The sequence below is a fragment of the Calothrix sp. PCC 7507 genome (assembly GCF_000316575.1).
GTDB lineage: Bacteria > Cyanobacteriota > Cyanobacteriia > Cyanobacteriales > Nostocaceae > Fortiea.
In genome coordinates this window covers 2,209,792-2,223,437 of the sequence record NC_019682.1, presented here as the reverse complement: position 1 = coordinate 2,223,437, position 13,646 = coordinate 2,209,792, and the positions used below count along the sequence as shown (strand labels likewise).

General features: G+C 41.7%; 13 protein-coding genes and 1 pseudogene. 9 read left to right on the top strand and 5 right to left on the bottom strand.

Annotation, left to right across the window (positions count from 1 at the left end):
- Positions 1-31 precede the first annotated feature (31 nt).
- Positions 32-883 (top strand): hypothetical protein, encoded by an 852-nt coding sequence (locus CAL7507_RS09705; protein ID WP_015128286.1) that lies wholly within the window; start codon positions 32-34, stop codon positions 881-883.
- A gap of 21 nt (positions 884-904) precedes the next feature.
- The gene (locus CAL7507_RS32690) at positions 905-1,939 is read left to right on the top strand and encodes a hypothetical protein (protein WP_015128285.1); all 1,035 of its coding nucleotides are present in this window, start codon (positions 905-907) and stop codon (positions 1,937-1,939) included.
- Between the two features lie 98 nt (positions 1,940-2,037).
- On the opposite strand, the gene CAL7507_RS09695 is transcribed toward CAL7507_RS32690, so the two are convergent.
- Entirely contained in the window at positions 2,038-2,979 is a 942-nt protein-coding gene (locus tag CAL7507_RS09695) for an ADP-ribosylglycohydrolase family protein (protein ID WP_015128284.1), read from the bottom strand.
- A gap of 544 nt (positions 2,980-3,523) precedes the next feature.
- On the opposite strand from CAL7507_RS09695, the gene CAL7507_RS09690 reads away from it, so the two are divergent.
- The 4 genes and pseudogenes from CAL7507_RS09690 to CAL7507_RS09680 all read left to right on the top strand — a co-directional run bounded on the left by CAL7507_RS09690 (position 3,524) and on the right by CAL7507_RS09680 (position 7,751).
- A complete protein-coding gene (locus CAL7507_RS09690) occupies positions 3,524-4,060 on the top strand; it encodes a hypothetical protein (RefSeq protein WP_015128283.1) in 537 nt (178 codons plus the stop codon).
- 481 nt (positions 4,061-4,541) lie between these two features.
- Positions 4,542-6,458 carry a sulfite reductase, ferredoxin dependent gene (gene sir, locus CAL7507_RS09685; protein WP_015128282.1) on the top strand — a complete coding sequence of 639 codons (1,917 nt, stop codon included), beginning with the start codon at positions 4,542-4,544 and terminating at the stop codon, positions 6,456-6,458.
- A gap of 332 nt (positions 6,459-6,790) precedes the next feature.
- Positions 6,791-6,991 (top strand): annotated as a pseudogene (locus CAL7507_RS32685) (Uma2 family endonuclease); the annotation flags it as partial.
- Between the two features lie 13 nt (positions 6,992-7,004).
- A complete protein-coding gene (locus tag CAL7507_RS09680) occupies positions 7,005-7,751 on the top strand; it encodes a 16S rRNA (uracil(1498)-N(3))-methyltransferase (RefSeq protein WP_015128281.1) in 747 nt (248 codons plus the stop codon).
- Between the two features lie 29 nt (positions 7,752-7,780).
- On the opposite strand, the gene CAL7507_RS09675 is transcribed toward CAL7507_RS09680, so the two are convergent.
- Positions 7,781-8,740, bottom strand: coding sequence for an acyltransferase (locus tag CAL7507_RS09675; RefSeq protein ID WP_015128280.1), 960 nt, complete (start codon positions 8,738-8,740; stop codon positions 7,781-7,783).
- Between the two features lie 589 nt (positions 8,741-9,329).
- On the opposite strand from CAL7507_RS09675, the gene CAL7507_RS09670 reads away from it, so the two are divergent.
- Positions 9,330-10,400 carry a tetratricopeptide repeat protein gene (locus CAL7507_RS09670; RefSeq protein ID WP_015128279.1) on the top strand — a complete coding sequence of 357 codons (1,071 nt, stop codon included), beginning with the start codon at positions 9,330-9,332 and terminating at the stop codon, positions 10,398-10,400.
- 17 nt (positions 10,401-10,417) lie between these two features.
- On the opposite strand, the gene CAL7507_RS09665 is transcribed toward CAL7507_RS09670, so the two are convergent.
- Positions 10,418-10,876: a hypothetical protein gene (locus CAL7507_RS09665; protein ID WP_015128278.1), complete on the bottom strand. Its 459-nt coding sequence runs from the start codon at positions 10,874-10,876 to the stop codon at positions 10,418-10,420.
- A 296-nt stretch (positions 10,877-11,172) separates the two neighbouring features.
- Positions 11,173-11,367: a hypothetical protein gene (locus CAL7507_RS32300; RefSeq protein WP_160166326.1), complete on the bottom strand. Its 195-nt coding sequence runs from the start codon at positions 11,365-11,367 to the stop codon at positions 11,173-11,175.
- Between CAL7507_RS32300 and CAL7507_RS09660 the strand changes: the two genes are divergently transcribed.
- Positions 11,360-12,028 (top strand): triacylglycerol lipase, encoded by a 669-nt coding sequence (locus tag CAL7507_RS09660; protein WP_015128277.1) that lies wholly within the window; start codon positions 11,360-11,362, stop codon positions 12,026-12,028. The two genes, CAL7507_RS32300 and CAL7507_RS09660, sit on opposite strands and share 8 nt — an antisense overlap.
- Here CAL7507_RS09660 and CAL7507_RS09655 read toward each other — a convergent pair.
- Positions 11,958-12,389: a VOC family protein gene (locus CAL7507_RS09655; RefSeq protein WP_015128276.1), complete on the bottom strand. Its 432-nt coding sequence runs from the start codon at positions 12,387-12,389 to the stop codon at positions 11,958-11,960. The genes CAL7507_RS09660 and CAL7507_RS09655 overlap by 71 nt on opposite strands.
- Positions 12,390-12,793: 404 nt before the next feature.
- Here CAL7507_RS09655 and CAL7507_RS09650 point away from each other — a divergent pair, with 404 nt between their 5' ends.
- A complete protein-coding gene (locus CAL7507_RS09650; RefSeq protein ID WP_015128275.1) occupies positions 12,794-13,582 on the top strand; it encodes a TIGR00297 family protein in 789 nt (262 codons plus the stop codon).
- Positions 13,583-13,646 lie beyond the last annotated feature (64 nt).

The following is a 13,646-nucleotide window of genomic DNA, read 5'->3' as shown; positions in this document are numbered from 1 at the left end:
TGCCAGAGTGTATTTACATAAGTCAAGTCCTATGAGTAGTTCTTACGACAATTCATATCGTTCTAAATCTATTTTCACCACTCAAAACATCATTTTGTTGAACATTGGCTGGGCTGTGCTGGCACTGTTATACTTTCTATTGTTTAGCGCTAAAGTTCCAGGAGCAGATGGCAGCGAAAGTCGTGCTGAGTGGTATGTGATTGGTACAAATATTTTTGAAGCCTTAGCTTACCTGAGTGCTGGTGTCTTATGCTTAAGGAATTGGCGTAGTCCACAAATTGTCAGTGGTCGGAATGTTTGGCTGGCTATCGGCATAGGTATGCTGTCCTATTTCCTGGGAGGGATATTTTTCGGTTATACGGAAATAGTTTTAAAAGAAGAACCGGATGTGTCTATTGGTGATGTGTTTTTTGTAATAACTTATCTGTTTTTGGGTACAGGACTAACATTGGCAGCAGCTCATAGGCGAATCAACTTAGAAAAATGGCAATGGCTGATTGTATTGGCCATTGCGGTCTTTGGGAGTTTGTTGGCTTGGTGGATTTCCATGCAACAGGCGAAAACCTCGGATTTGCTAGTCACTATTTTGAATTGGTTTTATGTGGTTAGCGACGTAGCCATGTTGATCATTGCCACCACTTTGCTGTTAGCCTTTTGGGGAGGGCGAGTCGCCCAATCGTGGAGAATGATTGCAGCTGCAGCGTTTTCGCTCTACATTGCAGATATGTGGTTTAAATACGCCCAGGGACCCAGTTACCAAAGTGGGGAAATCCTAGAAGTATTTTGGGTCTTTAGCGGAGTTTTGTTTAGCATGGGTGCTACCTTAGAATACGACACATCATTGAGCCGATCGCGGCGAGAGCGCGGAAGAAAACGAGCTTAGAAAAGATTTTTGGTGTCTACCGTGAGAAAATTAACAGAACCTGACAAGCAAGAAATTCTGAAGTTATATCGAGAAACTGCCGAAACAACCTCAACTTTGGCGGAACGCTATGGTGTGAGTAACTCGACAATTAGCCGTCTGCTTAAAAGTACCTTACCTGAAGATGAGTACGAATACCTCGTTTCCTTAAAACGTGCTGCTAGAACTCCAGAGGGTAGAGCGCAAGTAAGCTATGAGCAATTGCCGCTGTTAAGTCAGCCACAGCTAGAAAAAGAACTTCCCTGCAGCGAAAGCCAGCGGTTGGAGTTGTCCCCGGTTGAGCCAGTAGTAGCGTTAGTAGAGGAACCCCAAGAAGAGGATGATGGTGATGACTCTACCCACGCAATTAGAAGGGTGCGGCGGCGTTCTTCGGCTGAGGTAAAACTGAAGCCACAAGCTGTAGAGCAATTGGAACTTTTGGACAAAAAGCAGTCAGAAAGCTCCAGCATCCCTGGACCGAAACTGCGAGAAATCCCCAGTATTCCTAGTCCGAAGTTAGAGGATGTTAAACCAGCGGCTAACGTTTTTGCTCAAATCCTCGATGAAGATTTACTAGATGAACCAGAAGATTTGGAAGATTTGGAGGAAGATTTAGATGATGATGATTTAGATGATGATGATTTAGATGATGATGATTTAGATGATGACGATTTTGAAGAGTCAAGACCTCTAGTTACAAGGCGCAGACCCGGTGAAGCACCAGTTCAAGTTTTGCCATTATCAGCAGCTAATTTTCCGAAAACTTGTTATTTGGTGATTGACCGTGCCTCAGAATTGATTACCCGACCACTTAAGGACTTTGGTGATTTAGGGCAAATTCCCAACATCGAAAACCAGCAAAAAACTTTGCCGGTGTTTGATAACCATCGAGTGGCAAAGCGTTTTTCTACCAAGCGCGATCGCGTGATTAAAGTTCCTGATAGTAAAATGCTGCAAAAGGCTCGTACCCATCTGCAAGCTAAAGGCATCACGCGCCTGTTAATTGATGGTCAGGTTTATTCATTGTCTTCAGTTTAAGGGAATAGGAAGCAGGAGGCAGGAGGCAGGAGACGGGAGACAGGAGAAATAACCCTTGACTCTTGACTCTTGACTCTTAACAAATGACAAATGACCAATTAACTATAAATTGCTGCCTCAAAACGCATTGCCAAGTTAATAATGTCCTGTTTGCGGGCAATTTGGTTAATCCAGTCTTGGGGAATATTTTCCACGCCGTAGTAAATTCCCGCTAACCCGCCAGTGACAGCGGCGGTAGTGTCGGTATCTCCACCCAAATTTACAGCTTTCAACACGGCTTCTGAGTAGGATGAGCTATTTAATAAGCACCATAGGGCTGCTTCTAGAGTATCAATAACATAGCCGCCAGAATTAATCTCCTCCACTGGTAACTGGGCGATTTCACCGCTGTAAATCCTACCAAAGTGCGGTCTTTCTAAAAGATATTCACGTGCAGAATAAATTGTCTGAATTTTGTTTAAGCTTTGCAAATAGGCCGTTTGGGGGTCTGCGCCTGCTAACAGGGCAACGGCGATGGTAATATATATGCCACAGGACATTTGCGATCGCGCATGGGCATGGGTAATCGCTGAAACATCATGTACCCGCGAAATTAATTCCCCGAAAGTCAAGATTTTGTGACAATAAGCCATTGGCAATATTCTCATTAAAGAACCATTGCCATTAGTATTTTCTACTTTGCCACCTGCTTCTCGTGGCAGAATCCCCTGCTTCAGGCGCATAATCGCCGCATGAGTGGTATTGCCAATATCAAATAATTCGCCACGAGGAGTCCAATAAGCGTCCTTGTACCAACGCCAGAATGAGTTGGCTATAGCATCCAAAGAATAACCCCTACAAAGACTTTCTGCCAAGCAAAACGTCAAAGAACTGTCATCAGACCAAGTTCCCGCTGGTTGGTTCCATGTGCCATAACCCAACATCGTTGTGACTGGCGACTTAACTCTTTCAGCGCGACTGGTAAACTCCACTGGTACACCCAATGCATCACCGACACATAAACCTATCAAACCAGACAACGTTTTTGCAGCGGTTAGCATTATTCAATCTCCATAAAAATTACTAAAACTTAACTTTATAGATTCCCTCTAAAGCTTATTGCAGTAGTTGTTACAGCTTATTGTTTCATCCTATGTGAAAAGTCTTATCGTGAGTATTAACTAAATTTGTTGGGTTACCCTGCTCTAAGGCTACGCCTACGCAAAGCCTCAACCCAACCTACATTTTTTTTGCAACATTTAAGGCTGTCCACGCTACTACAACTACCTAATTTTGTTCAAAAATTAAACCGGATTCCTATACCTTGATGGGTAGTAGGGTAATTTCATACTTCAGCTTTTTTGTTGACTAACTTGAACTCATAATCATTGTGCCAGTTTAAAAAGAGACTACTTTTGGCTAAAATTATCGGATCTTTTAGTTACTTGCGCGTAATTATAACATTTTAATTATAAGTACAATATGTTATTCGTTCTGCATTAATAACCACAATCATTGAACAAAATCTGGTAATTATCTGGAACATTATTCTTCAACTTTCGACTTGAAATATATAAAGCAAACATTCAATATTTGGACAAAATTATGAAACGGTTCATCAAGTCTTTTGTGACAATTTCTGCATTGTCTTCCTTGGTAGTTGCTCCTCTTTTTCTTTCTGCTGGACAAGCCTCTGCTCAAACAAAAAAAGGTACTGATGCTAGCTATATTGGTGCTGGTGTGGCCGCAGGCGTGACTAATGGCGGACAAATTGGTCAAGATGCTCAATTTGGTGGTAACTTAACAGGGCGTTTAAAATTGGGGGCTACTCCATTTTCTGCACGTACTCAAGTCCTCTTTACGGATCAGACGACAGCTATTATCCCACAAGTTTCCGTAGACGCGCCCATCGCTAAAGGTACTAACGTTTTCTTGGGTGCTGGCTACTCTTTTGTAGAAGCAAATGGCAAACAAACCCCTGTAGGCGACAGAGATGGAGTAGCCTTAACAGCTGGTGTCGAGTCTGAAGTTGCTAAAAACTTCCTTCTCTACAGTAATGCAACCGTAGGGATGAAAACATATCAAAACAGCGCTGGTTCTGCTGTTAGCATCCAAGGTGGTTTAGGCTATCGCTTCAAATAGAGAGGATGAGGCAGAATAAGCTAACCGCAAATTTCACAAGTATATGGAGGGTCAGAATTCAGAAGATAGAAGTCAGGAGGTTTTTATCATCAGATTTCTGACTCCTAACTTTTTAGTTGAAAATAATGATTGAAGTCGAAATTCAGAAGATAGAAGTCAGGAGGTTTTTATCATCAGATTTCTGACTCCTAATTTTTTAGTTGAGAATATAGATGTTGTTGATAAGTACATGGTTTAAGCCGACTGTCAACTGTCAACAACAACCAAAAAATATTGAGTTTATTTACAACTGCATACTAATATATGCTGGTTTTGTTAAGTGTTGCATCACTGACGAAGCCGGCTTTTGGCATGTTAAAATTAACATATTCCTCATAATTCCGACCGGATTTTCGGGGATCAATTAGCCGAATGGGTGCTTATTTCAACCTACAGCTTCGGCAGCTACTGATGCCTTACTGAGAACAGTATTACAATTCCAATGGTTAAATCCTCCCCTTCCCCGATCGCCCAACCTAAGCCTTCTAAAGTAGAAGGAATTAAGGAAAACAGTAATTTTTTGCGTGAACCTGTAGCCACTGAAATCCTTCAGGACACCACTCACTTTAGTGAAGACTCGATACAACTTCTCAAGTTTCATGGCTCATACCAACAAGATAACCGCGATAATCGTGTCAAGGGACAGGAAAAAGATTACCAGATGATGTTGCGGACGAAAAACCCTGGTGGTTTAGTACCGCCGCAACTCTATCTGGCTTTAGACAAGTTGGCTGATGAATATGGAAACCACACCTTGCGCGCCACTACACGTCAAGGTTTTCAACTACACGGCATTTTAAAGAAAAATCTTAAGGTAGCAATTGCGACAATCGTTAATAATCTGGGTTCTACTCTAGGCGCATGTGGTGATATCAATCGGAATGTGATGGCGCCACCAGCCCCGTTTAAAAATCGTCCTGAGTATGAATATGCTTGGGAGTATGCCCAAAATATTGCTGATTTGTTATCTCCGCAAACGGGCGCTTATTATGAAATTTGGTTAGATGGAGAAAAGATTATTAGTGGAGAAGAAAACCCAGAAGTTACAGCAGCGCGACAACGCAATGGCAATGGGACAATCATCCACGATAATCCAGAACCCATTTATGGTACTCACTATATGCCGCGCAAGTTCAAGGCTTGCGTGACGGTACCTGGCGATAATTCTGTGGATTTGTATTCTCAAGACTTGACTTTGGTCGTCATTCTAAATAAAAAGGGGGAACTTACAGGATTTAATGTCTATGCTGGTGGCGGCTTAGGACGAACACACAATAAAGAAGAAACCTTCGCTAGACTAGCAGACCCTATTGGCTATGTGGATAAAAGCGATGTTTACGACATCGTGAAGGCGATTGTTGCTACTCAACGAGATTATGGCGATCGCTCAGACCGTCGTCACGCCAGATTAAAATATTTAATCAATGATTGGGGTGTCGATAAATTCCGCGCCAAAGTCGAAGAATATTTCGGTAAGCCAGTCGCACCCTTTAAAAAACTGCCAGAGTTTAAATACCAAGACTTCCTCGGTTGGCAAGAACAAGGCGATGGCAAACTATTCTTAGGTATTTCCATCGATAATGGTCGTGTTAAAGATGAAGGTTCGTTTCTACTGAAAACCGCCTTGCGGGAAATTGTCGAACAGTTTAACTTACCCATCCGTCTCACACCACACCAAAATCTGATTTTTTACGACATCGCACCAGAGAACAAGCAAGCAATTCAAGATATTCTCGACAGCCGTGGTGTTGTTGCTGATCCCAATAGCATTGAACCTCTGGTGAGGTTTGCAATGGCTTGTCCGGCTTTACCTACCTGTGGCTTGGCGATTACGGAATCAGAACGCGCCATCCCCGGTATTTTAGACCGAATTCGCGCTTTACTAGATAAATTAGGTTTACAAAAAGAGCATTTTGTGGTGAGGATGACAGGCTGCCCCAACGGTTGCGCTCGTCCTTACATGGCAGAATTGGCTTTTGTGGGTAGTGCGCCAGAATCCTACCAAGTATGGCTAGGTGGTTCACCTAACCAGACACGGTTAGCACAGGCTTACACCGAAAAGCTCCACGACAATGACATAGAAAGCTTCCTAGAGCCGATTTTTGTTTACTTCAAAAAGTCGAAGAAACAAAAAGAAAGCTTTGGTGATTTTTGCGATCGCGTCGGTTTTGATGCTATCCGAGAGTTTACCGCTACCTACGATCCTCTAGCAGCCAACAGTTTAGGCAAATCGCGCCGCCGGGTAAGCTTGAAGGATGAGGTTTATCTGCAGCTAAAAGCAGCCGCAGAAAGTCAAGGAAAGCCGATGACTGATTTGGTACATGCAGCGCTGGAAGCTTATTTTCAGAATCTGCCGTAAGTTACTAGCCTCGGCGACTAGAAGTCGCAGCTACACAGACAAAACCCACCTCCGTGGGTTAAACCCCTTTATACTGCAAACGGCTAATATCTGGACTTGACAGGATGGTATAAATTTCAGAGGTAAAACTTGAACAAAAACTTTGCGTACCTTTGCGTTTAACTCAGCGAACCTCTGCGTTTAAAAGTAAAATTCCTAACCGTTTTTAGTATGGGTAATACATCCACAGGAAAGGTGAATTATGGTAACAGCAGCAAAATTTGCAGAAACTAGGGATGTGCTGCAAAACATCAGCTGGCAGACCTTCAAAGCTATGCTGGTAGATATGGGAGCGGTATAATGGAAATGTGCTGAGAATCTACGTCCTTAACAGTGGACAATACTCACAAAGTAATAGTAGTCCAACTTTTGCCCCTGTGCTGGTGACGGAGATTCCCCGATTTATCCAAGAAAGCAAGAAAGTTGGACAAATAGCCGCAACTCGTGCTTTCCGTACCTGGGTTAGACAGCAGATGTCTACAGCAGGACAATAATTTATTCAGAAAAATGTCTCAACTGCAAAGAATTGCGATCGCACCTTCTCAACTCCAACAAGGGCAAATTTTGCTGACGCACGAGCAACAGCATTATTTATTACGTGTGTTGCGTTTGCGGGAAGGCGATCGCTTTATTGCTATGGATGGTCAAGGTAAATGGTGGTTGACGCAGCTTGTAGGGGAGCAAGGACAGGTTTTAGAGCCACTTTTGGTGCAAACAGAATTACCTGTATCAATTACGCTGATGGTGGCGTTGCCTAAAGGCAATGGATTTGATGAAGTCGTCCGGAGTTGTACGGAGTTGGGAGTAGCCACTATTGCCCCGGTATTGAGCGATCGCACTTTACTTAATCCCAGTCCCCAAAAACTCGAACGTTGGCGAAGAATCGCCGCCGAAGCCGCAGAGCAATCAGAGCGCTCTTTTGTCCCGACCATTTTAGAACCTGTTGCTTTTAATACTGCGTTGTCATCAGTCACTCGTCATTTGTCATTGGGAAATAGCCAGAAATATATCTGTGAAGCACGGGGTAATTATTCCCATTTGAGGGATTGTTTAAACAAAAAACAAATGACAACAGAGAACGGACAAGAAACTATAATCATTGTCACTGGCCCAGAGGGGGGATGGACGCCAGCAGAGTTGGAGAGTGGAATTAACGTTGGTTTTCAACCCGTTTCTCTCGGACACCGCATCCTCAGAGCAGTTACAGCTCCTATTGTTGCCATGTCTTTAGTTGGCGCAGCCTATGAAGTCTAACTATCTCACTACATCTAAATATTCAAGTACTATGTAGAAGAAAATTTCTTTCTATTTTTTGAGTAAAAATCAAGTAAATAATAGAAAAATGTTGATACAGCTAGACTGAAAACAACTAAATAGAACCAATGTCTATAACCTAAAATTGAGTAAGCAATAATTAGACTAGGGACATGAACTAAATATAAAGGATAGGAAATATTTCCTGCGAAATCAAATATAATTTCTACTAGCTTAGGCAGCTTAATTTTTGGAGATAGAATTAGTATAGAACAGGTGATCAGATAAGTAATAATCCTAATTGGAGAACCATATAGACCTAGTGCTACTGTCCCTAATCCAATCAGTAAATACCTTGAATATCGTAGATTCTTATTTCTATAAAAGTAAAAACCTAAACACCACGCCCAACCTAAAAATAAAACATTTAATCCCCCTTGTATTAGAGGAAAATGTGGCAACTTAGCATAAGAGTGGAATATAAAACAAATAACTGAAAGCACAATAAATAGCAGTAATTTTCTATCATCTACTTTTTTAGATATGAATGGAGCCACTAAATAGAAAAATACTTCTAGACTTAAAGTCCAAATAACACCATTAGATTGTAATGCTCTAGTAAAAAAGTTTTGTAAAAAAAGTAAATTACTGGGGATTAGTATGATATCCGGTGCTATAAAATCCCGATTAAAGCCTTTAATACTATTTGATTTTGTTAACAAAAATGGCACAAAAGTAAAAAAGATACTGGTAAAGTATATGGGATATAATCTGAAAATTCGGCGTTTATAGAAACCTTTAGTACTTCTAGAAAGTGAACTTGCTATTGAGTAACCAGATATTACTAGAAAGCTAATAACCGCTGCCATTGCGTCGGGTTTGCCAAAATTAAGTATTAATTCATTATCGGGAATAAACCATCGCAGATGGGAACAAAGAACCATCAATGCCAGAAAGAAACGTAATGCTGCTAGAATACTCCATTCCATAATATTTCTATTGCTATAGATATAATTAATTCAAGCTAAATAACTCGTCCTTTTTCTACAAAAAGCAGTAACTTATCAGCAAGCTTGTTAATATATGCACTTAAATACTAAAATTGAATTTATCGACTCTATTTTAAATCTAAAAAATCAAAAACTAATCTAGTGTATTTACTTAAGTTTTCTCTAAATTTACATTTGGTAAGTTGTTACAGGGGCTATAGCAGTAGTTGATTATTGATTGTTTTAACGTTTTTAAGTAGGGTGGGCAATGCCCACCACACCCGGGTTTTGGTGGGCATTGCCCAACGCCACTTGACGCCAGTCGCCTCAAGTCGGGAAACCCGCCCACGGCGCTGGCTCCTTTAAGCCGGGGAACCCGTCCAACGCATTGCCCACCCTACGTATATTTCAAAAATCAAATATGAGTCCTATAGCAGTAGTTGATTATTGATTGTTTTAACGTTTTTAAGAAGTTTAATTATGAAATAGGGTGTGGCAGCCGGGAATAAGGATAAAACTTTAATTGTCGGTTAAATTTATAACAGCTTAAGAATCTTCAAGTTATAAACCCTAGTTTTTTCGACCTATCATGCTTGAGCAAGTTGCCACTGCCTTTGAGCGCAAAGACTATAGCACGGCTGCGAGATTACTCAAACAGCTCCTAAAAGAATCCCCAGAAAATCCTTGGGTACAATTTTATGTCGGACGGCTGCATGAAGTATCTGGAAAGCGCCAAAATGCGGAAAGAATTTATCGGCAACTATTGAGGGATACAACTAATACTAAAATATTAATGCAGGCACGCCAAAGTTTACAGCGACTGCAAGACATTGAGCAAGAAGAAAAACAAAGAGCGATTGCTAAAGCAACAAGTGAACCTAACAATGCTGAATTAGGTATATTAGTTTTAGAACCTATTAGTAACGAACTCAAAGGGAAAGTTGCCAAAAAATTTTCTCAGATTATGCAAATTGACGCTTACACTGCCCGTTTGGTGTTGCCAAGTCGCAGTTGGAAGTTATATCGCACTGGACAAGTGGGAGAATTAAAATATTATGGTCAGCAGTTACAACAAGCTGGTATTTCTTGCTTTTGGGCAACAATAGCTGAGATTCAAAAAATTCAAGTTTTTCAAGTCAAGCATTTTGTAGAATCGGGTACACATGCTACTGTTGTTTGTCGTAACCAAGCAAATCAAATCGGTTCTTTAACTTTTGAATGGTCAGAAGTTAAAGCGCAAGTTGTGGGACTCTTACCTATTTTTGAAGAAGTTGTAGATGTTGATGCCCGTCGTAAACTAATACGCAAAACTCAAACCCAAGACTATGCTCAATTTTGCGATTTACACTTACCCAGTAGGCATTGCATTCTGCGACTTTATGACGGTGGTTATGAATTCCAGCAAGGTATAGAAATTGCTCCCCAAGCTAGCAAAAATACCATCAGAATCAATTGGAATAGTTTAGTAGACTGGTTGCAGCAGCAACTGCCTCAAGTCCAAGTTTGGTCAGATTTCACCCCTTTTGCAGAGACAATATTAGATCAAACAGAAATGCTGGGTAATATCCAGTCTTATATTCACCTATTTCGTAGGGAAAGAACCAACTGGGACCCAGCTTTTCATTTATATAGTGGACTAGTTTTTTTACAACTTACTTGAAAATAGATTACTCAAACCTAGCCAGGAGTTTTTACCTGACGTGCGAGATCCAAATAAGCACTCATATTAGCTCCTGGACGGCGACGACCGTTAGAGCTAGCAACCGAAGCAGCAACATATTTGGGTGCAAATGTGGTTTCAGTTGGCGCTTTTGTGATAGCGATCGCCGGTTCAGCCTTAACAGGTTCAGCTTTGGGCGCTTTGCCATTCTTTGATGCTTTAGCTGTGGCTACTTTGACAGTAGTAGGTGCCGGACTTGCTGGTGCATCTGCTACAGCTGTTTCCGCAACTGCTGCTACTGGTTCCGCAGCTTTTTTGCCATTCGCTGCTTCTACTTTTTTCGCTTCTGGTTTTGGGTTAGCTCCAGTGGCAGCTTCGTCCAATTCTAAGTAAAAGCCATTACTTGCTTTCTTCTTTGGTAAGAGTCCGGTGAGAAAACTCAAAATACCACCAATCAACTTTTTGATAAAATCCATTACAATTGCTCCTGCCTTCTTATATTTGAAACTTGACCGTAATTGTTAAAAATTACGACAGAATGCTACATTTCTTTGCTTTTCATCACCAGATTTTCGGTGACAACCGTTATAGGTTTGTGCTTAATCAACATTGTAGTAACAATACAGGGCAAGTATTTTTAACTTAATTCTTGCAAACACCTGCAACCTGCTTACACCGAGAATTAATTATCAAATTTTAATGTAACTTAGGGCAAGATTCTGAAAGGTAGCTTAATAAAAATTAACAAGGGTCAAGAGTCAAGAGTCAAGAGTCAAGGATCAAAAGGTTCTTCTCCCAGTCCCCAATCCCCAATCCCCAATCCCCAATCCCCAGTCCCCAATCCCCAATCCCCAATCCCCAGTCCCCAATCCCCAATCCCCAGTCCCCAATCCCCAATCCCCAGTCCCCAATCCCCAATGTTAAATTTACTACAGACTATATGGGGATCAAGTTGAGCAATGAACACTGAAAATCAGCAACACAACCCTGTGTTATTGATACATGGTATTGATGATACAGGGGCAGTTTTCAATACAATGGCAGGCTATCTAACACAACGAGGTTGGTCTGTTCATACTCTGGATTTAATCCCCAATAATGGTGCTGTAGGACTCGATGAGTTGGCAAAGCAGGTAGAATATTATGTCGCTGCCAACTTTGCGCCGGAACAAACACTGGATTTAGTCGGCTTCAGCATGGGTGGAATTGTCAGCCGTTATTATATCCAGCGATTAGGGGGGATTAATCGTGTGCAGCGGTTTATCACGATCGCTTCACCTCATTATGGAACTGCTGTTGCCTATGGTTCTCGTCGTCCTGGTTGCGTGCAAATGCGTACCAACAGCGCTTTTCTGAAGGATTTAAACTCTGATGCTGCAATGTTGAAGCAGTTAAATTTTACATCCATTTGGACGCCTTATGATTTGATGATTGTCCCAGCCAATAGTTCACAGATACCAGTAGGACGGGAAGAGATCATACCTGTGGCGCTACACCCCTGGATGTTAAAAGACGCCAGGAGTTTAGCAATAGTAGCCGCAGCATTAGCCGAGCCGATTAAGCCCTATCCCCAATTTGTGTATACTCATAGCTCCCAAAAATCGCCTCTGGGTGGCGATAATATTTGAACTCCATTAAGTTATAAAACGGATCTTCTAAAAAGAAAGTGCGATGTTCTAGAGGAGAGCCAACAAAGCGATTTTTTGGTTCTTCTCGAAAAAGTAGTTGATGTTGTTGTGCCCTTGCTAGTAATTGTTCCCAATCATCTTCTACGGTAAAAACTAGCCCAAAGTGTCTGGGATAAATAGTACGCTGTGGTGCTAACGGTTCTTTGGTAGTATGAGCTACTAACTGATGACCGTATAAATTCAGGATTAAAGCGTGGGGATTTTCCCGTCCAGGAATACACCCCAAACCATGCACATAATATGCTTTGGTTTGAGCAATATCAGTCACAGGAAAGGCAAGATGAAATAAGACTTGGTTCATATTCCGTGCCTAGTGGTTGATGCTATTTACAATTTATGCTTTTTAACTCGGTGGCGATCGCCAAAATTTTATAGGTGTGCCAATACTGAACAGTGAGTAACTTTAATATTTCATTATTTATGCTTTATATTTACTTCACACTTGGGTATTAGTCCAATTACTTCGGTTTATGCAGCTATACTAATTTATGGTTGCGTTGGCTATGGCGATCGCCCAGATACAGACTTGACATTGCTGATAAACAAAAGTTTTTCCTTATTTTCCCGATTATTCCTGAGCTTTATCCGGATAGAGGAAAAAAAATCTGCACTTCCTAGATTAGGGGGTGGTGAGGAGTAAGCGCCAAAGTACTCAATTCGGTATTCTATTGATATTCTGGCAAAACTACTTGTGATGTGTCGCTGATGCTACCTTTAATTGATTCTGCAAATCCTTGGTTGGTGGGAGTAGGATTAAACGCAATTTTATTGGGTTTAGTCTGGATTGCTCCCAAAAAGCTGCTTACCCCAGCTGGATTATTCCATGCTTGGTTGCTGGGCATACTGATTTGGGGAACGCTAGGTTGGCAGGGGTATCTAGTGGTGGCGTTCTATTTTTTAGTTGGTTCTGGGGTAACGCGCATTGGCTTGGCACAAAAAGAAGCCGAAGGAATTGCTGAAAAGCGTTCTGGGGCAAGAGGCCCTGAAAATGTCTGGGGTTCGGCTTTGGCTGCGGCGCTATGTGCCTTGGGAGTGGGATTGATCAATTCAGGATTAGTTGCCCAGTCCCTAATCCCTAATCCCCAGTCCCTATTACTGTTAGGCTATGTGGCGAGTTTTAGTACTAAACTTTCCGACACCTGCGCTAGCGAAGTTGGTAAAGCATACGGTAAAAGCACCTTTTTGATTACCACATTACAACCAGTACCTCGCGGCACAGAAGGGGCAGTGAGCTTAGAGGGAACTTTAGCTGGGGTAGTAGGCTCAATTGCGATCGCTCTTTTGAGTTGGGGAGTAGGTCTAATTGATTTATTGGGTGTACTTTGGTGTATCATCGCGGCATTTATTGCCACTAATTTAGAGAGTGTGATTGGTGCAACACTGCAATCTAAATACACTTGGCTCACTAATGAATTAGTCAATGTTTTAAATACATTGATTGGGGCGATCGCTGCTATACTCATTGCCTGGCTATGGACAAGTTTCATTGTCTAGTTACAGCCTAATTCATCAGCAAGACAGGCTTAAAGGGCTAGATCGTGTACTTCACCCACTGTAT